Source organism: Acidovorax sp. 69 (genome assembly GCF_002797445.1).
GTDB lineage: Bacteria > Pseudomonadota > Gammaproteobacteria > Burkholderiales > Burkholderiaceae_C > Acidovorax.
In genome coordinates this window covers 2,426,709-2,450,138 of record NZ_PGEP01000001.1, presented here as the reverse complement: position 1 = coordinate 2,450,138, position 23,430 = coordinate 2,426,709, and the positions used below count along the sequence as shown (strand labels likewise).

Below are 23,430 nucleotides of genomic sequence, written 5' to 3'. Positions count from 1 at the left end.
TTTGAATAATAAACGAGCCCGCGCGACCATCGGTGCCTTCATTGCATTGCTCCATTCAGAAGAAGGAAATCACCATGTCGCTCGCCGCTCCAATCACCCGCCGCCCCGTGCTCACGCACACCCTGGGCTTTCCGCGCATGGGGGCGCAGCGCGCGTTGAAATTCGCGCTCGAATCCTTCTGGCGCGGTGACAGCACTGAGGCCGAGCTGCAGGCCACCGCCGCCCAGCTGCGCCAGTTGCACTGGCAGGCCCAGGCCGAGGCGGGCCTGGGTTTTGTGACGGTGGGCGACTTTGCGCTGTACGACCATGTGGCCAACCACATCCAGCTGCTGGGCTGCGAGCCTGCGCGGTTTGGCTTTGACAGCGGCGCGCCCGAGCTGGCCCGCTACTTTGCGATGGCGCGGGGGGTGTCGGCCCGCGCCACCGAAGACCACGCGGGCTGCAGCGCCGGGTGCAGCACCAAGCACACCACCGAAGGGCAGCCCGCGCTAGAGATGACCAAGTGGTTCGACACCAACTACCACTACCTCGTGCCCGAGTTCGGCGCCCATACCCAGTTCCACCTTGCCAGCGAGCGCTTGTTTGCCGAAGTGGCCGAGGCCCAGGCCCTGGGCCACCGCGTCAAGGCCGTGCTGCTGGGGCCGCTGAGCTTTCTGTGGCTGGGTAAATCCAAAACGGCGGGCTTTGACCGCTTCAGCCTGCTGGAGTCACTGCTGCCGGTGTACGAAACCGTGCTGGCGCGCCTGAAGGCCCAGGGCGTGGAATGGGTGCAGATCGACGAGCCCATCCTGGGCCTGGACCTGCCCGATGCGTGGCGCCATGCGTTTGAGCCCAGCTACTGGCAGCTCGCCCGCAGTGCGCCCAAGCTGCTGCTGGCCACCTATTTTTCGCCGTTGGCCGAAAACCTGCGCCTGGCCTGCCAGCTGCCGGTAGCGGGCCTGCATGTGGATGCCGTGCGCGCACCCGACGAGCTGGTGGGCGTAGCCGACTGGCTGCCCTCGCACAAGGTGTTGTCGGTGGGCGTTGTGGATGGCCGCAACATCTGGCGCACCGACCTAGATGCAGCGCTGCAAAAGCTGCGGCCCGTGGCCGACAAGCACCAGGGCGAGCTGTGGCTGGCGCCGTCGTGCTCGCTGCTGCATGTGCCGTTCAGCCTGCAGGCCGAGACGCAGCTGGACGCCGAGGTGAAGTCCTGGCTGGCATTTGCTGTGGAAAAACTCGATGAGCTGCGTGTGCTGTCTCGCGCACTGGTCGATGGAGAGGCCGCCGTAGATGACGAACTGCACGCCGCCCGCACCGCCCTGGCCGCCCGCCGCGCCAGCCCGCGTGTGCACCGCGCCACCGTGGCGGCCCGCCTGGCCGTAGCGGCACCCGGGGCCGACCAGCGCACCAGCGCCTTCCCTGCCCGACAAAAGGCCCAGCGTGCACGGCTGAAGCTGCCGCTGTTGCCCACCACCACGATTGGCTCGTTTCCACAAACGGCCGAGATCCGTGCGGCGCGTGCTGCCTTCAAACGCGGGGCACTCGATGCCGCGCACTACCAGCAGAAGATGGAAGCCGAAATCACCCTGGCCGTGCGCAAGCAGGAAGCACTGGGCATTGACGTGCTGGTGCACGGCGAGGCCGAGCGCAATGACATGGTCGAATACTTTGGCGAGCAACTCGATGGCTTTGCCTTCACAGCCAACGGTTGGGTGCAAAGCTATGGCTCGCGCTGCGTGAAGCCGCCCATCATTTACGGCGATGTGGCCCGCCCCACGCCCATGACGGTGGCCTGGACGCAGTACGCGCAGAGCCTGACGCCCAAGCCCATGAAGGGCATGCTCACCGGCCCCATCACCATCCTGCAGTGGAGCTTTGTGCGCGACGACCAGCCGCGCGCCACAACGGCCGACCAGATCGCCTGGGCGATCCGCGACGAGGTGTGCGACCTGGAAGCCGCAGACATCGCCATCATCCAGATCGACGAGCCCGCCATCCGCGAAGGGCTGCCGCTGCGCCGCGCCGGGTGGAAGAGCTACCTCGACCGGGCCACGCGCGCCTTCCGCATCAGTGCCAGCGGCGTGCGCTGCGACACGCAGATCCACACCCACATGTGCTACAGCGAGTTCAACGACATCCTGCCCGCGATCGCGGCCATGGATGCCGATGTGATCACCATCGAGACCAGCCGCTCGGACATGGAGCTGCTGCAAGGTTTTGGTGACTTCAAGTACCCGAACGAGATCGGCCCCGGCGTGTACGACATCCACTCGCCCCGCGTGCCCAGCGTGCAAGAGATGGCCGCGCTGCTGGAGAAAGCCGCCGAGGTGGTGCCAGTAGAAAACCTGTGGGTGAACCCCGACTGCGGCCTCAAAACCCGGGGCTGGCCCGAGACGGAAGCCGCGTTGCGCCACATGGTGCAGGCGGCGCAGGTGGTGCGCGAACGGCTGCACGAAGAAGCGTTCAGCTGAAGCGCACACCCCAGGGCATGGTGGCCCCCATTTGCCAGTCCATCCTGATTGGCGCAAAATGCGCCAATCAGGAGATCGCCATGTCCGCCACCCCTTTCTCGTCCGTCAAACTCCCTGCCCACCTGGTGGAGCAAGCCCGCCAGGCCGCGCAGCCCATGCGCCGCTCGGTGGCCAGCCAGATCGAGTACTGGGCCACACTGGGCCAGATCGTGGAGCACACCGGGCTGAGCGTGCAAGAGGCCCGCAGTGCCATTGAGCAATATGAAGCCGCCGCCTCGCGCACCGCTGCAGCGGCAGCCCCCACGTCGGTGGATGCCCTCACCGCCCGCCTGCTGGCCGCACAAACGCGCGGCACCTTGGCGCAGCGGGTGCGTGAGGTGGTGCTGGAGAACCAGGCGAAAGCCACCGCCGCCGTTTGAACCGCATGGTGGCAAGCCCGCAAGCGCCCTCCTCGCTATCCAGCATTCGCAAGCCGCCCCGCTGGTTCCATCTGCTGGCGGGCCCCAACGGCGCGGGCAAATCCACGCTGTACCGCGCCCTGGTGCGCGAAGGCATCCTGGGGCCGCCGCTGGAGTTTGTGAACGCCGATTTGTACGAACAGGCGCACCTGCAGCACATTGCCGATCCTGAAGCGCGATCCGAAGCCGCCCGGCGTTGGGCCGATGAGCGCCGTGCCACCCTGCTGCGCGAGGGCGCCGACTTTGCCAGCGAAACCGTGTTTTCGCACCCCTCCAAACTGGCCCTCATTGAAGAAGCCCAGCGCTGTGGCTACACCGTGGCCTTGTACGTGGTGGCGCTGGACGACCCGAGCCGGCTGCTGGGCCGCGTCGCGCAGCGCGTGCGCGAAGGCGGGCACGCCGTGCCGCCTGAGCGCATTTTGGCCCGCTACCCCCGCACCCTGGAAAACCTGACCCAAGCGATTCGGCTGGCCAACGTGTCGTATCTGTATGACGGCGCCGAGGTCACCGCCACCGGGCCTCAGTTGGTGGCGGTGTGCACGTCGCATGAAACCACGCCACTGGTGCCCCACTTGCCACAGTGGGTGCAGCAGATGGTGGGACGCTGAACCAGGCCGCACCCCAGCCGCGTCAGCGCTGACCCGCCAGCAATCACCCCATCGAAGGCTCGGGCCGCTGACCTTTCATCTCGGCCAGCTTCACCAGCACCTGCAGCGCGTGGTTCAACGGCGTGGGCACCCCAACCGCCGCACCGCGTTTCACCACGTAGCCGTTCAGGTGGTCAATCTCGCTGGGCTTGCCCCGTGCCAGGTCTTGTGCGGTCGATGAAAACTGCCCAGGCATGGTGGTGGCGATGCCGCGCACGGCGGCCTGCACATCGCCCGGAATCGTCACCCCATCGGCCGCCGCCACCGCCAGGCATTCGGCCACGATGTCGGCAATCACCTGCGTCACGCCGGGCACCTGCACCAGCGGGCCATAGGGCTGTTGCGACAGGGCCGAGAGCGCGTTGTAGGCGCTGTTGAGCACCAGCTTGGCCCAGAGCGCGCCGCGCACGTTGTCTGAAATCTGGGTGGGAATACCCGCCGCCGTCAGCTGCCGGGCCACCTCATCGCTGCGCGGCGATGGCGCAATCACCAGCTCGCCCCGGCCGTGGTGCACCACGTGCCCCGGCCCACCCATGGCGGTGGCCACATACACCACCGCAGCGGCCACCGGCGTGCTGGCGTCGAGCACGGCGCGCACGCGCTCGTCGTTGTCTACCCCGTTCTGCAGGGTCAGCACCAGCGCGCCGGGGGCCAGATGCGGACGTATCTGGCGCGCGGCGTCTTCTGAATCCGAGGATTTGACGCAGAACAGCACCACGTCGGCCCCCTGCACAGCGCTGGCCTCGGTGCTGGCCGACATGGGCACCTGCACATCCAGCACCGCCGTCTGCAAGCGCAGCCCCTGCTGTAACACCGCCTGCACATGGGCAGGCCGCCCGATGAGCGTGACGGCATGGCCCGCCCGGGCGAGCAAGGCACCGAAGTAGCAGCCCACGGCGCCCGCGCCCATCACGGCAATGTTCAACAAGGGTTTGGAGGGGGCGGCGGCATGGGTCATGGGGGTCCTTGGTGGGTTGAGCTGACAGTGGCACGAACCATATCAGGCAGCGCCATTGAAGGAAATATTGGTCATTTTGACCTATAGCGCTTATCCATAAAGCGCCAAAAGCTATCAATAGAGTAGCAAAAGGACTAGGAACCTTGTGGGCCGTCGGCATTGGCCCAGCCCTTCCAAACCCCTTACGTGAACTCAGGAATTAAATGATTGCGAAGACAATAATTGTCTAGTCAATTAAATTCGCACCCCATGACTTCCAAGCACGACTCCCCCGCTGCGCCCGGCTTTTACAACGCCGAGCACTACGACCCCAACAAGCTGGTGCCTGAAAACAGCGTGGGCTATCTGTTGCGCAAGGTGATGTCATCCATCCGCACGCAGGCCGATGCCCAGCTCGCTTCGCACGAACTGACGTACGCCCAGTGGTTGCCCCTGTTCAAGCTCTCGTTGTGCACCACCGCCCCCGCCACCGTGGCCAGTCTGGCGCGTGACCTGGAAACCGACCCCGCCTCCACCACCCGCTCGCTGGACCGCATGGAAGCCAAAGGCCTGGTGGTGCGTGAGCGGTCAACGGTGGACCGGCGCGTGGTGCACCTGAAGCTCACCGCTGAAGGCCAGCGCATTGCCGCCTTGGTGCCCCCGGTGCTGGCCGACGTGCTCAACGTGCATCTGAGCGATTTCACGCACGACGAATGGCAACTGCTGCTCTCCATGCTGCGCCGCATGCTGGTGAACGGGAAACCGCCCGTGCCACCTTCGGTGTCCGCGGTGTCTTCCCCCTAAAGGGAGCCAGCACCGGTGGCCCTGCCTTCCTTCGGCCTTGCCAGTTTTCAACGCCCTCGTTTTCCTCCACACAACACCCCAAAAACCATTCTGGAGAACTCCGTGATATCCACAGCCCCCACTCTGCTGTCCACCCGCTCTGCTGTGGTTGCCCACCTGGCGGTGTCGGCCATTGCCCTGGCAGCCGCCCTCTTCCTCGTCGGCTGCGCCAACCCTGGCCCCAGCCACACACCGCTGGCACAAACCACCCCCTCGGCCCTGGGCCTGAACGCCGCGGCCACCGAAACCGCAGCGCCGCCCCAGTGGTGGAAGACGCTGGGTGACGAGCAGCTCAACACCCTGATCGACACCGCCCTGCAAGGCAGCCCGAGTCTGGCCGTCAGCCGTGCCCGGCTGGAGCAGGCCGTGGCCCTGAGTCAAGTGCGCGAGGCGGCCAACGGCCCGCAGGCCACGCTGGGCATAGACGCCACCCGCCAGCGCTACACCGCCAACGGACTGGTGCCCGCGCCTGTGGCAGGCAACACTTACAACAGCGGCACCGTACAAGCCTCTTTGAGCTGGTCGCCCGACTTTTTTGGCCAGCATGCCGCCGAACTACAAGCCGCCCTGGGCCAGGCCCGTGCCGCGCAGGCCGATGCCGCCGCCGCCGCCAACACCCTGGCCGCCCAGGTGGGCCGCAGCTATGTGGCGCTGGCCCGGCTGGTGGCGCAGCGCGATGTGGCCCAGCGGGCCCTGGCCCAGCGGGAGGAACAACGAAAGCTCACGCAAGAGCGCACTGCCGCCGGCCTCGATAGCCAGGTGGAGCTGACCCAGGCCCAGGGCGCAGTGCCCGATGCCCGCACCCAGATCGAAGCGCTCGACGAGCAGATCACCCTGGCGCGCCGCCAACTGGCCGTGCTGACCGGCCAGGCCCCCGACGCGCTGCCCACCGTCATGCCCCAGCTCACCGCACTGCAACCCACGGCTGTGCCCGATGTGCTGGGCGCCGACCTGCTGGGCCGCCGCCCCGATGTGGTGGCCGCGCGCTGGCGCGTCGAGGCGGCCACGCAAGGCGTGAACAGCGCCCGCAGCGAGTTCTATCCCAACATCAACATCGGCGCCTTCATCGGCCTGAACTCGCTGGGGTTGGACAGGTTGTTCAACGGCAGCTCGCGCCAGATGGGCGTGACGCCCGCCCTGCGCCTGCCGATCTTTGACGGCGGCCGCCTGCGCGCCCAGCTGGGCGGCCGCGCTGCCGAGCTGGACGCCGCCATTGCCCAATACAACGGCGCCGTGCTCGACGCCGTGAAGGAAGCGGGCGATGCCATGGCCTCCATCCAGTCGCTCACCCGCCAACAAGCGCTGCAGGACGACACCGTGGCCAGTGCCGAAAAGGCCTACCGCTTTGCCCAAGAGCGCTACCGCGCGGGCTTGGGCAACTACCTGGTGGTGCTAAGCACCGAAAGCCAAGTGTTGGCCCAGCGCCGCCTGGCCGTGGACCTGCGCGCCCGCCAGCTCGATACACGCCTGATGCTGATGAAAGCGCTGGGCGGCGGCTGGACGGATGACACCGCTGTGCTGCACACCGCTGCCAAATAAGCGCAAAAGTCCAACGCAGAAACCCGCAAAACGCCCTTTCATGCACACCCCCAACCGTTCACGATGAGTCTGTCGAAGCGCTGCGCAGGGCGTCAACAGGCTCAGCCCGAACGGTCGGGGGACCGACAAAACCATACAACAACACATTCCTGAAAAATCACTGTCATGAGCGAACCTCTCACCGCCAACGAAGCCAACACAGCCCGCCGCCGGGGCCTCACGATCATTGCCGCCGCCGTGGCCATTGCCGCCTTGGGCTGGGGTGGCTGGCACTGGGCCAATGGCCGCCATGTCGAGACCACCGACAACGCCTACGTGGCGGGCAACGTGGTGCAGATCACGCCGCAAATCGGCGGCACCGTGGTGTCCATCGGCGCGGACGACACCGACTATGTGAAGGCAGGCCAGTTGCTGGTCAAGCTCGACCCCGCCGACGCCCGCGTGGCGCTGGAGCAGGCCGAGGCCCAACTGGCACAAACCGTGCGCGAAGTGCGCACGCTGTACGCCAACAACTCCACGCTCAAGGCCCAGGTCAGCCTGCGCAGCGCCGACCTGGCCCGCGCCCAGGCCGACGCCGCCCGCATGCAAGACGACGTGACCCGCCGCGCCCCGCTCATGGCCAGCGGCGCTGTAGGCAAGGAAGAGTTTCAGCACGCCAATGCCCAACTGACCGCAGCCAAGAGCACCGTGGCCGCAGCCCAGTCGGCCGTGCTGGCTGCGCAAGAACAACTGGTCGCCAGCCAGACGCAGACCGAAGGCACCTCCGTCGAACAGCACCCCAACGTGCTGCGTGCTTCGGCCCGCGTCCGCGAGGCCTATCTGGCCGTGCAGCGCGTGCAACTGGTGGCCCCACTGGATGGCCATGTGGCCAAGCGTGGCGTGCAGGTGGGCCAGCGTGTGCAGGCCGGTGCGCCGCTGATGACGCTGGTGCCGCTGAATGACCTGTGGGTGGACGCCAACTTCAAGGAAAGCCAGCTCAAAACCCTGCGCATCGGCCAGACCGCCGAGCTGGAAGCCGACGTGTACGGCACCAAAGTGGTCTACCACGGCACGGTGACCGGACTGGGTGCAGGCACGGGCGCAGCCTTTGCGCTGCTGCCTGCGCAAAACGCCACGGGCAACTGGATCAAGGTGGTGCAGCGCGTGCCCGTGCGCATTGCGCTCGACCCCAAGGAAGTGGCCGAGCACCCGCTGCGCGTGGGCCTGTCGATGGAGGTCAAGGTGGACACCGCCGACCAAAGCGGCAAGACGCTGGCCGACACACAGCGGACCACGCCTGTGGCCGCCACCGCCGTGTTTGACGCGCAGTTCAAAGCCGCCGATGAGGAAGTGGCGCACATCATTGCGGCCAACCTGGGCCGTGGCAAGGCTGCCGTGCAGGCCCAAAAACACGCATCGGCCCCCGTTCAACCCGCGGTGCCATCTCCAGTGGTGCAGTAAACAGGGTTGACCCAGCATGACTGCCGCCAACCCCACCGCAGACCAGGCGCCCGCCCATTCGGCGCCTGCTGCAACGCAACCCCCTGCCCCGCCCGGGCCGCCCGCCGCCTACCCACCGCTCAAGGGCACAGCCCTGCTGCTGGGCACGCTGTCGCTGTCGCTGGCCACGTTCATGAACGTGCTCGACTCGTCCATCGCCAACGTCTCCATCCCCGCCATTGCCGGTGACCTGGGCGTGAGCCCCGGCCAGGGCACCTGGGTCATCACCAGCTTTGGCGTGGCCAATGCGATCTCGGTGCCGCTCACCGGCTGGCTCACGCAGCGCTTTGGCGCGGTGCGGCTGTTCACCATGAGCGTGCTGCTGTTCGTACTCACGTCCTGGCTGTGCGGCTTTGCCTCGTCGCTGGAGATGCTGGTGTTCTTCCGCGTGCTGCAAGGCCTGGTGGCCGGGCCGATGATTCCACTCAGCCAGACCTTGCTGCTGGCCAGTTACCCACGCGCACTGGCGGGCACCGCCCTGGCGCTCTGGGGGGTGACCACGCTGGTGGCGCCGGTGGTCGGGCCGCTCCTGGGCGGGTGGATCACCGACAACGTCTCGTGGCCTTGGATTTTCTACATCAACGTGCCCGTGGGCCTGCTGGCCGGACTACTGACCTGGGGCATCTATCACAAGCGCGAGACCCCCATCCGCAAGCTGCCCATCGACACCGTGGGCCTGACCCTGCTGGTGCTGTGGGTCGGCGCGCTGCAGCTCATGCTTGACAAGGGCAAAGAGCTGGACTGGTTCGCCTCGGGCGAGATCATCACCATGGCCGTGATTGCCGTGGTGGCGTTCGCCGTGTTTTTGGTGTGGGAGCTGACCGACAAGCACCCCGTGGTGGATTTGAAGCTCTTCAAGGGCCGCAACTTCACCTTTGGCGCGCTGGCGCTGTCAGTGGCCTACGCGCTGTTCTTTGGCAACGTGGTGCTGCTGCCGCTGTGGCTGCAGCAATGGATGGGCTACACCGCCACCTCGGCCGGCATGGCGCTGGCGCCCGTGGGCGTGTTCGCCATTTTGCTCACGCCGCTGGTGGGCAAAAAGGTGGGCCAGTGGGACCCGCGCCGCATGGCAACTGGCGCGTTCATCGTGTTCAGTACGGTGTTGTGGATGCGCTCGCAGTTCACGGTGCAGACGGACTTCATCCACATCCTGATCCCCACCCTGTTGCAGGGCGCGGCCATGGCGTTCTTCTTCATCCCGCTGACCACGCTCACGCTGGCGGGCATTGCGCCCGAGCGCATTCCGGCAGCAGCAGGCCTGTCCAACTTCGTGCGCATCACCGCAGGCGCCATGGGCACGTCGATTGCCACCACGCTGTGGGAGAGCCGGGCCGCCATGCACCACGCGCACCTGACCGAAGGGCTGGTGCAGGGCCAAGGCGTGTTTGCGCAAACGCTCGACGGCCTGGTGGCCTCCGGCCTCACGCAGATGCAGGCACTGGCGCAGATCAACCGATTGATCGACCAGCAGGCCTTCACGCGGGCGGCCAATGACATCTTCCTGGGGTCAGCGGGGCTGTTCCTGCTGCTGATCGGGTTGATCTGGCTGACCAAGCGCCCCGCCAAGGCGGGCGGCGCTGCGGCGGTGGATGCCGCAGGGGCCCATTGACGGCGCGACAGATCGATCACGCATCCACTCACGCCACCAAGAAGAAAACGGCGGTGCTTCCTGAGGAAGCACCGCCGTTTTTTATGACCCGTCTTCGCGCACGCCCTGGCGGCGATGGGCGCGCCCTACATCCCACATCCCACATGGCATGTCGGAAAAGCCTGACTGGCGTGCAGGCCCAGCACCTGCCGAGAACGGGAGAGCGGCCTTCCAGAATGCAGACACCACAACACACCGCAAGGAACTTGTCATGTCGCTCTCACTGATTTTTCTGATTGTTCTGATCCTCGTCCTGGTGGGGGCCCTGCCGAGCTGGCCCCACAGCCGCTCTTGGGGCTATGGGCCCAGCGGAGGGGTGGGACTGGTCGTTCTGATCCTGGTAATCCTGCTGCTCATGGGCCGGATATGACCCATGGTTGGGCGCTGCGGGCAGCAGCGCTGCAAAGGCCCACCTCACCCAGAACGCTTTCAATCGTCAACAAAGGGGACCCTGAGGGTTTCTTTGGCATGGTGCCAGGACGTATTCGGCCCCTGGAAGGCGCGAGCCCCAGGGCCGGTGGGCCGAGCGAAACGGGCCGCACCGAGGCAACAAGAATTGGAGAATGAGAGAAATTTTCAATTGATAAAATCAAAAAATTAGCTCCATTGAACTAAATTTATTAGCATTTATAAAGTTATTTTGATATAAACGATAAATTCGCACAACGACTTCACAGCCTCTCGCCCATGCCGTCCCCAGTCCCGTTTCTAGGCAACATGCGGCAATTTCAGGTGCGGCTTCTCAAGAGCTTTCTGTTGGCAAACACCGGCTTTGGACTTCTGCTGTGTGTAGTCGGTTTCACTGGGACGATATCTACCCCCGAGTCATGGAGCACCATCATTGCAATGGGCTCCCTGGTGATGGGTGCGTTGTGGCTCGCGCTGTGCCGTTGGCCGCGCACCTATGCATTGATTGCCGCCGTTCAGACCCTCCTGGGACTTGCGCTATTCACTTACGCCCTCTGGCAGCCCATGGGTCACGAGCTTCGCGCGGTGTGGTTCGTGATTGGAGTGGGCGCGACATACCTGCTGCTGGGGCGCGTGGCGGGTATCTGTTACACCGTGGTTGTGCTGGCACTGATGATTGGCAGCAGCAACATGCAAAGGGTGCCGTACTCGCACCACGCACTTATCGCCTTTACGCTGGCCCTGTCGCTCTGCAGCTTTGGTTTTTACCTGTTTGTCGGGCATGCACTCAAGCTCTATCAGCACCTGTCTGACCGCGAGCAGCAGTTCACCCTGCTGACCGAAGGCGCAGAAGAAGTGATCTGGAGGATCAATCCCGATATGACAGTGGCCTACGTGAGCCCGTCTGATGAGCGGGTGCGCGGCATTGCCGCACATGAGGTCATCGGGCGCCCCATCTACGAGGCATTGGCGCCGCAGGGCCCGGCGACACTGGACCAGGCCGTAAGCAACCACCAGGCGCTTCTGACGCTGCCGATGCGCTGCAAGAACGGCAAAGTCCGCTGGTTTGAAATGTCCAGCAGGCTGTATCGCGACACGCTCGGCAACCCGGCCGGGTACCACTGCATTGGCCGCGACGTGACCGAGCGCCGGGATCTTGAACAGGCACTGCAGGCCGAACGGCAGCATCTGGAAGCCCGGGTCAGGGAGCGCACGGCAGCACTGTCGATCGCCAAGGAAACTGCAGAGGCCGCACTGCGCACCAAAAGCATCTTTCTGGCCAACATCGGCCATGAACTGCGCACCCCCATGACGCTGATTCTGGGCATGACCGAGATAGCGCACCAGCGCGTGCAGGAGGAGCGCATGAAGCCTGTACTGCACAACGTGATGGATGCCGCCAAAGGCCTGATGCGCTTGCTCAATGACCTGATGGATCTGGCCGCGCTGGAGTCACGCCAAGTAGCGTTCAAGTTTGCGCCACTGTCGATGCCCGAGGTCGCCGCAAACGCGCTGCAACTGCTGCAGCCTCAGGCGCGCCAGAAAGGGCTGCAGTTGGCATTGCTGCCACCAGGCATGGGCAGCGATGCCGTCCATATTGGCGACGCAGACCGGATCCAGCAGGTGCTCATCCATCTTCTGGACAACGCCGTGAAATTCAGCAATACGGGCAGCATTCGGCTGGCGATCGAGGTTGAACAAGACACGGTCGAGGCCACGGTGTGGCGTCTGCAGGTCATTGACCAGGGCATTGGTATTGCTGCTGCCGACCAGCACCGCATCTTCACGCTGTTTGAGCAGGTCGATGGTTCATCCACCCGCAGTTTCGAGGGCGCCGGCCTGGGTCTGGCCCTCAGCAAGCGCCTCGTTGAAGGTATGGGTGGGCGCCTTGGTTTGCAAAGCGCGCCCGGCGAGGGCAGCTGTTTCTGGGTGACACTGCCGCTTCCCAAGGTGGCCTGAAGCGGACCTCACCCCGTGGGTCTGCAGGGGCCGATTAAGCCGCGCGTGTGCGCCGCTCGGCCAGTGCAAACGCGGAGGAAAAAGCCGTGAACTCCGCCTTGCCCACCGTGCCATCCGCGTTGCCTGCTTGGTCCATCACCCGCAGCACGGCCTGCGAAAACGCATCACTGCCGCCCTGCGCACCCTGGGTGCGCGAAAGCCCTTTGAGGAATTCGTCATGGGTGATAACACCGTCCTTGTCAGCATCAAACCCGGCCGTGAGCTGCTGCTTTTGATCGTCGGTCGCTCCAAAACGGGTCAAAAGTGCCTGAAAGTCGTCTTTGGAAACCGCCCCATTCCCTGCAGCACGGCCGCTGGACACGCCAGCGCTGGTCTGGCCCGCATGGCGCCCCACCGCTGTCACAGCGCCTGAAGACGGGGCCTGCGCCACCAACACACCCTGGCCTGCGTACCCCGCCAGCGCCTGCGCCTCTGGGCTGAGACTGACCACCGCCGACGGCTCGGGGGCCGCCGCATCGCCACCACGCCGCGCCGACGCCTTGCCGGCACCACTGGTTGCCGCATTGAAAATCATTGACGCCACCGACGCGAGACCGGAAATGAGAGGGGACATTGCCATGAACTCCTGTGTGGCGACAGTTCCAGTGACTTCAATCTGTCCAAAGCCCTTTGCGTCGCCCAAAGCCCAAGACTACGCATCTACAGATCGCGCGGTGGCTGAATTAACCGGGACTTTGCCGCCGATTTCAACGCGTTGGCAAAACGACCGAACAGCCCAGGCAAGCCTTGGCATGACGCGGCATCGCACGACGATGGGCGTGGCGCCTGCCATGGCAGATGTCATGCAACCGCTTTTGCGCTGGGCCTTGTCGGGGGGGGCGACGCACGGGCGGTCGCAACCACCTCCGGCAACAACAGCCCCTGCTGCGCCGCCACCGCTTCGCGCAAGAACGCCCAGGTGGCCTGTATACGCGCCACATGCTTGTTGTCGGCCGGCATGGACATCCAGAACGTGCGCTGAAACCGCGCCTGCACTGGTAGCACCGGAATTAGCGCAGGGTCTTGCGCCGCCACAAACGCGGGCAGCACCGCCAGCCCAGCCCCAGCGCGTGCGGCCTCGTACTGCGCCAGGATGCTGGTGCTGCGCAGCGCAAAGTGTGCGGTGCGGTGCAGTTCGTCGAGGATCTGCAGTTCTTTGCTGAACAGCAGGTCGTCCACATAGCTGATGAAGGTATGGCCCCGCAGGTCGTCGGCCGTGTGGATGGGTGCGTGGCGGTCCAGGTAGCTGCGCGCGCCGTACAACTGCAGCACGTAGTCGGTGAGCTTGACCACCAGCACTGCGCCACGCGCGGGTCGCTCCAGCGAGATCACGATGTCGGCCTCGCGCCGCGACAGATGCACCAGGCGCGGCAGCGCCAGCAGATCCACCACCAGGCCGGGGTGGTCCAGCGCAAACCGGGCCAGTTGTGGCGCCAGGATCAGGTTGCCAAAACCCTCGGTGGTGCCGATGCGCACCAGGCCGTGCAGGCCCTGGCGCACGCCGGGGGCGGCGTTTTCCACCGCCAAAAACGCCGCCTCCATGGCCTCGACCTGGGGCAGCAGGGCGCGGCCCGCCTCAGTCAGCCGGTGGCCACCCGCCTCGCGCGCGAACAAGGCTGAGCCCACCTGTTTTTCGAGCGCCTGCAGTCGGCGCGCCACAGTGGTGTGGTCCACGGCAAGACGCCGCGCGGCGCCGACCAGCGTGCCAGCGCGGGCCAGTTCCAGAAAGTAGCGCAGGTTGTCCCAGTCCATGGTGTGGTCCTCTGTGTGGATCCGTCGCAGCGATGTGCATTTTTGCAAATCTACTGCGCATCATTGTCTATTGTGCTAACAATTCTGCACAGCTAGGATGGCGAAGTTTTGGGCGCTTTGCCCCAACCCTGCCCACACTTCCCCAGGAGACAAACCCATGAACGCACCCACCAACGTGGCCACGCTGGCCCCCACCGTCAAGCTGCTGATCGGCGGCCAGTTCGTCGAGTCCAAGACCACCGAATGGCGCGACGTGGTGAACCCCGCCACGCAAGAGGTGTTGGCCCGTGTGCCCTTTGCCACCGCTGAAGAAATCGATGCCGCCGTGGCCTCGGCCAAGGAAGCGTTCAAGACCTGGAAGAAGACGCCCATCGGCGCCCGCGCGCGCATCTTCCTGAAGTACCAGCAGCTCATCCGCGAAAACATGACCGAGCTGGCCGCCATCCTCACGGCAGAACAGGGTAAGACCCTGCCCGACGCTGAAGGCGACGTGTTCCGTGGCCTCGAAGTGGTCGAACACGCTGCCAGCATCGGCAACCTGCAACTGGGCGAGCTGGCCAACAACGTGGCCGGTGGCGTGGATACCTACACCCTGCTGCAGCCGCTGGGTGTCTGCGCAGGCATCACGCCGTTCAACTTCCCGGCCATGATCCCGCTGTGGATGTTCCCCATGGCCATTGCCACGGGCAATACCTTCGTGCTCAAGCCCTCCGAGCAAGACCCCATGGTGACCATGCGCCTGGTGGAGCTGGCGCTCGAGGCGGGCATTCCACCCGGCGTGCTCAACGTGATCCACGGGGGTGAAATGGCCGTCAACGCGATCTGCGACCACAAGGACATTAAGGCCGTGTCGTTCGTGGGCTCGACCAAGGTCGGCACCCATGTGTACAACCGCGCCACCCTGGCCGGCAAACGTGCGCAATGCATGATGGGCGCCAAGAACCACGCCATCATCCTGCCCGACGCGAACAAGGAGCAATCGCTTAACGCCATTGCCGGTGCCGCATTTGGCGCCGCAGGCCAGCGCTGCATGGCCCTGCCCGTGGTGGTGCTGGTGGGCGAGGCCCAAAAGTGGATTCCCGACCTGGTGGCCAAGGCCAAGACGCTCAAGGTCAACGGTGGCACCGAAAAAGGCACCGATGTGGGCCCCGTGGTGTCCTGCGCAGCCCTGGCGCGTGTCGAAGGCCTGATCGAACGCGGCATTGCCGACGGCGCCACGCTGGAACTGGACGGCCGCAAGCCGGTGGTGCCCGGCTATGAAAAGGGCAACTTCGTGGGCCCAACGATCTTCTCGAACGTGAAACCCGGCATGGCCATCTATGACCAGGAAATTTTTGGCCCTGTGCTGGCCCTGGTGCCGGCCGCTGACGTCGACGAAGCCATCGAGTTCATCAACAGCAACCCCAACGGCAACGGCACGGCCATCTTCACCCAATCGGGCGCGGCAGCGCGCAAGTTCCAGGAAGACATCGACGTGGGCCAGGTGGGTATCAACGTGCCAATCCCTGTGCCAGTGCCTTTGTTCTCGTTCAGTGGCTCGCGTGCGTCCAAGCTGGGCGATCTGGGCCCTTACGGCAAGCAGGTCATCATGTTCTACACGCAGACCAAGACGGTGACGGCCCGCTGGTTTGATGACAGCACCACGTCGCACGGCGTGAACACGACGATCAGTTTGAAGTAATTCCCGGACGAAGCGCGCCTCCATGCAACCGCCGGAAACGGCAGCCCTTCAGGCAGGTCCAAGCTTGCGCAGGCAGGCTGGGAGCCGCGACCTCCCGCCCCTTTGTCCGCATCGCGCTGCGCGCAGCGCGATGCGGAAGGGGACGCGGCCAGTGCGGCGGGGCGGCCTTTGCGCGGCTTCCGCTGGCCTTGGGCCGCACCGGTTTCGACCGCTGTGGTCGGTGGTAAAAGCGGGGCATGCAAATTTTCAAGACGACAAAGCGGGGATGGGTCATGGTCTTCGGTGCTGCATGCGTGATGCTGATGGGAGCCAGTGCCCAAGCCCAGGCTGGCGCTGCCTGCAAGCCCGATGGCAGCGTGGACGAAACCAATGCCTGTGCAGTGCAGACCTTTCAGGCGGCAGACACGCAGATCGCCATCCTCTATGGCGACGTGATGCGCGCCCTGTCGGCCCATGAACGCCCCCAGTTGCGCCAGGAGCACATGGCCTGGCAACGCGAGCGCACCACACGGTGCAAGCAGGCCACACGCAGCGCTGAATCGCAGCCCCAATGGCCGCGTCTGTACCACGCGTGTTTGACGACCGAAACCGAAGCACGCCGCAAGGGCCTGATGCGCTGGCTGACGCTGGACCACCCGTCCGCCAAGCCCTAGAACAATAAAAACCTACCGAGACGGACACCATGGACTTTGAACTCACCGAAGAACAACGCGCCTTTGCCCAGACGGCCCGCGACTTTGCGCAGGCCGAGTTCGCGCCCCACGCCGCCCACTGGGATGAAGAAGGCATCTTCCCCAAGGACGCCATTGCCAAGGCGGGCGAACTGGGCTTTTGTGGCCTGTACGCCCCCGAAGCCGCGGGCGGCCTCGCCCTGCCCCGGCTGGATGCCACCTTGGTGTTTGAGGAAATGGCGGCCATCGACCCCAGCACCACCGCTTTCATCACCATCCACAACATGGCAACCTGGATGCTGGGCACCTGGGCCACGCCCGCCGTGCGCGACCACTGGGGGCCGCTGCTCACCACGGGTGAAAAGCTCGCCAGCTACTGCCTGACCGAACCCGGTGCGGGCTCGGACGCTGCCTCGCTCAAAACCCGCGCCGAGCTGGTGGGCCATGACTACGTCATCAACGGCAGCAAGGCCTTCATCAGCGGCGCGGGCAGCACCGATGTGCTGGTGCTCATGGCACGCACGGGCGATGCGAACTCGGGCGCCAGCGGCATCAGCGCCTTTGCCGTGCCCGCCGATGCGCCCGGCATCAGCTACGGCAAGAAGGAGCAGAAGATGGGCTGGAACAGCCAGCCCACGCGCACCATCAGTTTTGACAACGTGCACATCCCTGCCGACCACCTGCTGGGCCGCGAGGGCGAAGGCTTCAAGATCGCCATGAAAGGCCTGGACGGCGGCCGCATCAACATAGCCACCTGCTCGGTGGGCGCGGCGCAGGGCGCGCTCAACGCCGCCCAGCAATATATGCAGGACCGCAAGCAGTTCGGCAAGCCCATCGCCAGTTTTCAGGCGCTGCAGTTCAAGCTGGCCGACATGGCGACCGAGCTGGTTGCCGCGCGCCAGATGGTGCGCCTGGCAGCGAGCAAGCTCGACGCCGGTGCGCGGGATGCATCGACCTACTGCGCGATGGCCAAGCGCTTCGCCACCGATGCGGGTTTCACCGTCATCAACGACGCGCTGCAACTGCACGGTGGCTACGGCTACATCCGCGAGTACCCGCTGGAGCGCCTGCTGCGCGACGCACGCGTGCACCAGATTCTGGAAGGCACGAACGAAATCATGCGGGTGATCATTGCGCGCCGCATGCTCGACGGGGATGCGACGGAGGTGATTCGCTAACTGCGGAGACTCCTGTTTTTATAGCTGCCAGCGCATATTCAATATGCGCTAGCAGCCAATTTGACCTAAAAACCCATGCCCGCCCGCCCTCTGTCTGACGAAACGCTGCACCTGATCGACGCCGTGCGCACGGCCCTCGCGCAGCGCAGCGATGTGGACGAGCGCACGATGTTTGGCTGCTACTGCTTCTTTGTCGACGGCAAGCTGTGCATTGGGGTCAAAAACGAAGAGTTGCTGGTGCGCCTGCCGCCCCATCGCCACGGCGAGCTGCAGGAGATGCAGAACACCCGCGAGCTGTCCCCCGGCGGGGGCATGAAGGGCTACTTCTGGGTGGAACCCAACGGCTACACCACGCGGATGCAGTGGAGCTTCTGGCTGGACGAAGCCCTGGCCTACAACCCGCTGGCCAAGGCCACGCCGCCACGCAAGGCCAAATCAACTGCTGCCGCCAAGAAGGCACCCGCCACCACGACCCGGGGAAAGAGACCCACAGCCCGCGCTACCGCCCCCGCTGCGGCACAACCCGCGACCAAAAAGCACAGCATCTTCGAGGCCGACGACTGAGACCTCTGCCCTGCCCCACCTGGAATCCACCCCCATGCCCCTTCGCATCGTCCGCCTTGGCACCCCACGCGCTGTGGGGGAAGGCACCCGCATCGGCACCGTGCGCCGCCCGCCGCGTGGTGTGCCCAAGGCCGAGTTCGCCAGTCGCGACTATTACGACGTGTGGTACCCCCTGCTGTCCCCCAGCGCCGACTTGATGGCCCAGGGCCAGCAGGCGCAAACCGGCAAGGAAGGGGACAAGGAGTGGGATGCTTTTGTGAAGCAATTCCGCAAGGAGCTGGCCCAGCCCGAGGCCAGCCGCACGCTGGACCTGCTGGCCGCGCTGTCGCACCACAGTGCGATGTCGCTGGGCTGCTATTGCGAGGATGAAGCGCGCTGCCACCGCTCGGTGCTTCGCACCGAACTACACACCCGTGGCGCAGACCTCATCGACTGATATTCAAGCCTTTTTGGCCTCTAGCGATTGATGGATAAGCGCTAGCAGCTATCAAATTCATACCACCATTATCCATTCAGCATCACAACGACACCAAGGAGATAGACACCATGAAAATCGCATTCATCGGCCTCGGCAACATGGGCGGCCCCATGGCCCTGAACCTGCACAAGGCAGGCCACACCGTCAGCGCGTTCGACCTCTCGCAACCCGCGCGCGACAAACTCGCTGCCGACGGTGTGCCAGTGGCCGCCGACGCCAAGGCCGCCGTACAAGGCGCCGAGGTGGTCATCAGCATGCTGCCCGCCAGCCAGCATGTGGATTCGCTTTTTCTGGGCCAGGGCGAGCTGCTGGCGCAACTGCCCGCCGGCACGCTGGTGATTGACTGCTCCACCATCGCTGCCGCCACCTCGCGCAAGGTGGCCGAGGCCGCCAAGGCACGGGGTGTGGACTTCATCGACGCCCCCGTCTCGGGCGGCACGGGCGGTGCCATTGCCGGCACGCTGACCTTCATGGTGGGTGGCGAGGTGGCGACACTGGAGCGCGCACGCCCCCTGCTCGAAAAAATGGGCGCCAACATCTTCCACGCCGGTGCCGTAGGGGCAGGCCAGACGGCCAAAATCTGCAACAACATGCTGCTGGGCATCCTGATGGCCGGCACCAGCGAAGCCATCGCCCTGGGCGTGGCCAACGGCCTCGACCCCAAGGTGCTGAGCGAGATCATGCGCCGCAGCTCGGGCGGCAACTGGGCGCTGGAGAAGTACAACCCCATGCCGGGCGTGATGGAAACTGCGCCCGCCAGCAAGGGCTACGCGGGCGGCTTTGGCACGGACCTGATGCTCAAGGACCTGGGCCTGGCGCAAGAGAATGCCGCAGCGGTCAAGGCCAGCACCCCGCTGGGCGGTCTGGCGCGCAACCTGTACGCCGCACACAGCATTGCCGGCCATGGCGCGCTGGACTTCTCCAGCATCATCAAGATGGTGCAGAAGGGGTAAGAGGGGTCAACAGGAAAGCTGAGCGAAACGCATTCGCTCACTGCGGGCATGGACGCCGACCCCCGGGTCGGCGTTGCCTTTTCAGGGTGGCGTCACCCCACCAAGACTTGCAAAAACTGCGCTTCAAACACCTCGGCCGTCACAGGCTTGCTGAACAGATAGCCCTGAATCTCATCGCAACCCAGCAACGCCAAGCGGCGGGATTGCTCATCGGTTTCCACCCCCTCGGCCACCACCTTCACGCCCAGCGAGTGCCCCAGATTGACGATGGTGGACACCAACGCCAGCCCCTGCGGTCCTGTGGCCATGTTCATGATGAAGGAGCGGTCGATCTTGAGCGTGTCCACCGGTAGCTTGGCCAGGTAGCTCAGGGAGGAGAACCCGGTGCCAAAGTCGTCAATGGCGATGGTGATGCCCATCTCGCGCAGAGCGTGCAGGCTTTGCGTACTGCGCTCCACATCGTCCATCACCATGCTTTCGGTGATCTCCAGCTCCAGCCCCATGGCAGCCTCGGCGTCATGGGCCACGGCATCGCGCACCTCGGCAATGAAACCCCTGTGCCGCAACTGCAAGATCGAGACGTTGACCGCCACCCGCAAGGGCGCAAAGCCCGACTGGCGCCAGCGCAGGTTGTCGGCCAGCGCCTGGCGCAGCGCCCAGTGGCCCACGTCGTAGATGAGACCGGTTTCTTCCAGGATCGGGATGAACTGCGCAGGCGGCACCAGGCCCCGGCGGGGGTCGTTCCAGCGGATCAGCGCTTCGGCCCCCGCGATGGTGCCGCTGGCCAGATGCAACTTGGGCTGGTAGTGCAGCACGAACTGGCCTTGCGCCAGGGCCTCGCGCAGACGCCCTTCCAGGCTCAGCGCCTCGGCCACACGGGTGTTCATCTCCGAGGTGTAGAAAAGCAGGCTGTCCGCGGACGCCTTGGCCTTGTTGACGGCCGCTTCGGCATTGCGCAGCAGCGTTTCGGCATCGTGGCCATCCATCGGGTACAGCGCCACACCCGCCTTGGCCGCCATGCGCAGCTCGGTGCCACCCAGCGCAAAGGGGGCATCAAAACAGGCCCGCATGAGGTGGTCCACAGCCACGGCCACGGCACCCGCATCGCGCGCCTCGGTCACCGCGATGCCAAAACTGTTGATGCCAATGCGGGCCACGTCGTACATATCGCCCGCCGCCTGCTGCAGCCGCTGCGCCACCTGCTTGAGCAGCTCATCCCCCACCTGCCGCCCCAGGGTGTCGTTGACAATGCGAAACCGGCTGATGTCCATCAGTGCTATGCCCAGCACGGCCTTGGCGCCTTCGCGGGGCCGCAGGTGCTGGCCACTGCGTTCCAGAAACAGCGTGCGGTTGGGCAGCTCCGTGATCTCGTCGTAGTAGGCCAGGTAGCTCAGCCGGTCTTCTTTGTCGAGGTGGTCCATGGCAAAACCGATGTCCCCGGCCAGCTCGGTCAACAGCCGCATCTCCGCATCGTCAAAAAAGCCCACTTCGTCGGCAAACAGCGCCAGCACCCCCACCACATCATGGGCCACCAGCAGGGGCAACACAGCGATGGAGGCCACGCCCCGCGTCACCAGTTGCTCAGACAGCACAATGCGCGGGTCGTTCACAACGTCATCGCACACCACAGGGCTCTGGGAGCGGATCACACCGGCGCTCAGGCTCTCACCGGGCGTGGGCACGTCGTAAAGCCACAGGCGGTCTTTGATGTCCATGAGGAAATCGGATTCCGAACCCGACAACGCCACCGGTACCACCTGGTTGAGGCCACGGTCCACACGGCCAATCCAGGCGATCTTGAACTGGCCATGCTCGACCGCCACCCGACAAGCTTCGCGGAACAGCTCATCGCGCTGACGCACACGCACGATCAGGGTATTGATGCCACTGAGCATGGCGTACACACGGTTGAGCCGCTTGATCTTGCGCTCGGCCTCGCGGCGTTCGGTGATGTCTTCCCCCAGGGCTGCCACACCGGTCACCTGCCCGCCCACCGAGCGCAGCACGGTGTTGTTCCAGTGCACCAGACGCCGCTCACCCGAGCGGGTGAGTATCTCGTTGTCGTAGTGCCAGGCGGACGGGCGGTCCGCCAGCACATCGGCAAACACGCCGCGCACATTACCCACTTCGGGCGGCAGGAACAGCTCAAACCAGTTGCGCCCAAAGACCTCGTCGCGCTGCCAGCCCGTCTTGCGCAGCAAATAGTCGTTGCAATAGGTGATGCGGCCTTCACAGTCGAGCATCAGCGAAATCATCTCGACCTTGTCGAGCATGTTGTTGAAACGCCGGTCGCTTTCGTTCAGCTCTTCCTCGGCGCGTTTTTCCTTGGTGATGTCCTGAATGGTGTTGAACCAACGGCCCTGCTCGCCCCGGCCCGCCTCGTCCTCCAGGGGTTCCATTACCTGCCGCAGGTGCAACATCTGGCCATCGCCACGCAGCACGCGGTAGGTGAAATCCATGCGTGCCCCCAAGGTCGCTGCCTGCAGCGCATGCTGGCGGAACATGTCGCGGTCGTCAGGGTGCACCAGCGCCAACCAGTCGCGGGCCGATTGGGGCATGGCCTCGGGCTCCAGCCCCAGCATATCCGGCAAGGTGTCCAGCCAACTCTCAAACGCGCCGTCGCGTCCGCTGATCACGTGGGTGATCTTGGCGAGCGCCTGCGCCCTGCGCAGGCTGGCCTTGCTGGCGCGCAGTTCATCCACGGCGCGCTGGCGCTCGAAAACCTCTACCTGCAACTGCTCCGCGTGCTTCTGGATCTCGATGTACAGGCTGCCGTTTTCATAGATGCGCCCCACCTGCGCCCCCAGGATGGCCAGGACTTTTTCATCGTCGGCACTGAAAGCCTCGGCCCCCTGCTTGTTGGCCAGGCAGATCCAGCCATAGGAAAACGACAGCGAAGTGATGGGCGCGATCAGACCGGTGTGCAGCGGCGGGTAGCTGGCGGGCAAGCCAATTTCACTGGGGTTGCCACCGGGGTTGACCAGGCGCTCTGAGCGCCGGTCAGCCCGCAGTTGCCCGAGCCGGCCGTGCGAGACCACGGGCAGTTCCCGGGGCAGATCCTGCGGTCCTGTCAGCGCAGACTCGATGCCACTGGTGCAGGTGATGGTGCTGTCGCTGTGCTTGCGCACCACACACAACACCGCATACTGCGCACCAACCAGGTCGCGGGCGCCCCGGCACACATTGGCCAGCAGCACCTGAGGATCGCGCTCGGAGGCCAGTTGCAGGTTCAGGTCGGTCAATGCCGCCAGGCGCCGGTTCATGGCCTCCAGCTCAGCGATATTGCCGGTGAGCTTGTCCGTCAGGAGCTGCAGATGGCGGGTCTGGAAACCATGCTCCAGCGACACCAAGGCTTGTGGCACCCCCTGCGACAAGGCCTGCTCGATGGCTGCCAGAATGTCCTGTGGCTCGCACGGCTTGACCAACACCTGCGTCACGCCACACGCCAACGCCAGGTTGCGGGCCTCCTGCTCCCGGTAGTGCGCGCTGTAAAAGATCACCTGTGTAGCCGCCAGGCCATAGTCGGCCCGCAACTGCCGCACAAACTCGTACCCGTCCATCGTGGGCATCAGGATGTCGGAGATCACCAGGTCGGGCCGCTCGGCACGCACCAGGGCCAGCGCCTCGGCACCATCGGCCGCCTCCAGCGCCTGGTGGCCGCTGTGCCCGACGAGCGTGACCACCAACGCCCGGTTGGCGGGAAGGTCATCGACGACAAGGATCTTCGCCATGCTGCGCCCGTT

General features: G+C 65.0%; 19 protein-coding genes. 15 read left to right on the top strand and 4 right to left on the bottom strand.

What is annotated here, in order from left to right:
• Nucleotides 1–74: 74 nt before the first annotated feature.
• The 3 genes from metE to CLU85_RS11235 all read left to right on the top strand — a co-directional run bounded on the left by metE (nucleotide 75) and on the right by CLU85_RS11235 (nucleotide 3,519).
• The gene (gene metE, locus CLU85_RS11245; protein WP_198509175.1) at nucleotides 75–2,453 is read left to right on the top strand and encodes a 5-methyltetrahydropteroyltriglutamate--homocysteine S-methyltransferase; all 2,379 of its coding nucleotides are present in this window, start codon (nucleotides 75–77) and stop codon (nucleotides 2,451–2,453) included.
• Between the two features lie 80 nt (nucleotides 2,454–2,533).
• Complete coding sequence (locus CLU85_RS11240; RefSeq protein WP_100412488.1) at nucleotides 2,534–2,872, top strand: hypothetical protein; 339 nt, start codon at nucleotides 2,534–2,536, stop codon at nucleotides 2,870–2,872.
• A gap of 5 nt (nucleotides 2,873–2,877) precedes the next feature.
• Nucleotides 2,878–3,519, top strand: a complete 642-nt coding sequence (locus CLU85_RS11235) for a zeta toxin family protein (protein ID WP_100410335.1) — start codon at nucleotides 2,878–2,880, stop codon at nucleotides 3,517–3,519.
• A 43-nt stretch (nucleotides 3,520–3,562) separates the two neighbouring features.
• Here CLU85_RS11235 and CLU85_RS11230 read toward each other — a convergent pair whose 3' ends face one another.
• Nucleotides 3,563–4,516, bottom strand: coding sequence for a ketopantoate reductase family protein (locus tag CLU85_RS11230; protein ID WP_100410334.1), 954 nt, complete (start codon nucleotides 4,514–4,516; stop codon nucleotides 3,563–3,565).
• 249 nt (nucleotides 4,517–4,765) lie between these two features.
• On the opposite strand from CLU85_RS11230, the gene CLU85_RS11225 reads away from it, so the two are divergent.
• The 6 genes from CLU85_RS11225 to CLU85_RS11200 all read left to right on the top strand — a co-directional run bounded on the left by CLU85_RS11225 (nucleotide 4,766) and on the right by CLU85_RS11200 (nucleotide 12,371).
• A complete protein-coding gene (locus CLU85_RS11225; protein WP_100410333.1) occupies nucleotides 4,766–5,299 on the top strand; it encodes a MarR family winged helix-turn-helix transcriptional regulator in 534 nt (177 codons plus the stop codon).
• A 102-nt stretch (nucleotides 5,300–5,401) separates the two neighbouring features.
• Nucleotides 5,402–6,877 carry an efflux transporter outer membrane subunit gene (locus CLU85_RS11220; RefSeq protein ID WP_100410332.1) on the top strand — a complete coding sequence of 492 codons (1,476 nt, stop codon included), beginning with the start codon at nucleotides 5,402–5,404 and terminating at the stop codon, nucleotides 6,875–6,877.
• A gap of 165 nt (nucleotides 6,878–7,042) precedes the next feature.
• The gene (locus CLU85_RS11215) at nucleotides 7,043–8,317 is read left to right on the top strand and encodes an HlyD family efflux transporter periplasmic adaptor subunit (protein WP_198509174.1); all 1,275 of its coding nucleotides are present in this window, start codon (nucleotides 7,043–7,045) and stop codon (nucleotides 8,315–8,317) included.
• 16 nt (nucleotides 8,318–8,333) lie between these two features.
• On the top strand, nucleotides 8,334–9,965 hold the full coding sequence (locus CLU85_RS11210; protein ID WP_100410330.1) for a DHA2 family efflux MFS transporter permease subunit: 1,632 nt from the start codon (nucleotides 8,334–8,336) through the stop codon (nucleotides 9,963–9,965).
• A 250-nt stretch (nucleotides 9,966–10,215) separates the two neighbouring features.
• Nucleotides 10,216–10,374 carry a DUF3309 family protein gene (locus tag CLU85_RS11205; protein ID WP_100410329.1) on the top strand — a complete coding sequence of 53 codons (159 nt, stop codon included), beginning with the start codon at nucleotides 10,216–10,218 and terminating at the stop codon, nucleotides 10,372–10,374.
• Nucleotides 10,375–10,691: 317 nt separating this feature from the next.
• Entirely contained in the window at nucleotides 10,692–12,371 is a 1,680-nt protein-coding gene (locus CLU85_RS11200; RefSeq protein ID WP_100410328.1) for a PAS domain-containing sensor histidine kinase, read from the top strand.
• A gap of 34 nt (nucleotides 12,372–12,405) precedes the next feature.
• Here the strand turns inward: CLU85_RS11200 and CLU85_RS11195 are convergent, their stop codons facing one another.
• Nucleotides 12,406–12,984: an EF-hand domain-containing protein gene (locus CLU85_RS11195; protein WP_100410327.1), complete on the bottom strand. Its 579-nt coding sequence runs from the start codon at nucleotides 12,982–12,984 to the stop codon at nucleotides 12,406–12,408.
• A gap of 227 nt (nucleotides 12,985–13,211) precedes the next feature.
• On the bottom strand, nucleotides 13,212–14,162 hold the full coding sequence (locus tag CLU85_RS11190) for a LysR family transcriptional regulator (RefSeq protein WP_100410326.1): 951 nt from the start codon (nucleotides 14,160–14,162) through the stop codon (nucleotides 13,212–13,214).
• A 157-nt stretch (nucleotides 14,163–14,319) separates the two neighbouring features.
• On the opposite strand from CLU85_RS11190, the gene CLU85_RS11185 reads away from it, so the two are divergent.
• The 6 genes from CLU85_RS11185 (at nucleotide 14,320) to mmsB (ending at nucleotide 19,687) form a co-directional block, all read left to right on the top strand.
• Entirely contained in the window at nucleotides 14,320–15,843 is a 1,524-nt protein-coding gene (locus CLU85_RS11185) for a CoA-acylating methylmalonate-semialdehyde dehydrogenase (RefSeq protein WP_100410325.1), read from the top strand.
• A gap of 236 nt (nucleotides 15,844–16,079) precedes the next feature.
• Nucleotides 16,080–16,496 (top strand): lysozyme inhibitor LprI family protein, encoded by a 417-nt coding sequence (locus CLU85_RS11180; protein ID WP_100410324.1) that lies wholly within the window; start codon nucleotides 16,080–16,082, stop codon nucleotides 16,494–16,496.
• A 29-nt stretch (nucleotides 16,497–16,525) separates the two neighbouring features.
• Nucleotides 16,526–17,692 carry an acyl-CoA dehydrogenase family protein gene (locus tag CLU85_RS11175; RefSeq protein WP_100410323.1) on the top strand — a complete coding sequence of 389 codons (1,167 nt, stop codon included), beginning with the start codon at nucleotides 16,526–16,528 and terminating at the stop codon, nucleotides 17,690–17,692.
• A gap of 75 nt (nucleotides 17,693–17,767) precedes the next feature.
• Complete coding sequence (locus tag CLU85_RS11170) at nucleotides 17,768–18,256, top strand: TfoX/Sxy family protein (protein WP_100410322.1); 489 nt, start codon at nucleotides 17,768–17,770, stop codon at nucleotides 18,254–18,256.
• 34 nt (nucleotides 18,257–18,290) lie between these two features.
• Nucleotides 18,291–18,692 (top strand): DUF488 domain-containing protein, encoded by a 402-nt coding sequence (locus CLU85_RS11165; protein ID WP_100410321.1) that lies wholly within the window; start codon nucleotides 18,291–18,293, stop codon nucleotides 18,690–18,692.
• A 74-nt stretch (nucleotides 18,693–18,766) separates the two neighbouring features.
• Nucleotides 18,767–19,687, top strand: coding sequence for a 3-hydroxyisobutyrate dehydrogenase (gene mmsB / locus CLU85_RS11160; protein WP_255409689.1), 921 nt, complete (start codon nucleotides 18,767–18,769; stop codon nucleotides 19,685–19,687).
• Nucleotides 19,688–19,779: 92 nt separating this feature from the next.
• Here mmsB and CLU85_RS11155 read toward each other — a convergent pair whose 3' ends face one another.
• A complete protein-coding gene (locus CLU85_RS11155; protein ID WP_100410319.1) occupies nucleotides 19,780–23,418 on the bottom strand; it encodes an EAL domain-containing protein in 3,639 nt (1,212 codons plus the stop codon).
• Nucleotides 23,419–23,430: the final 12 nt, after the last annotated feature.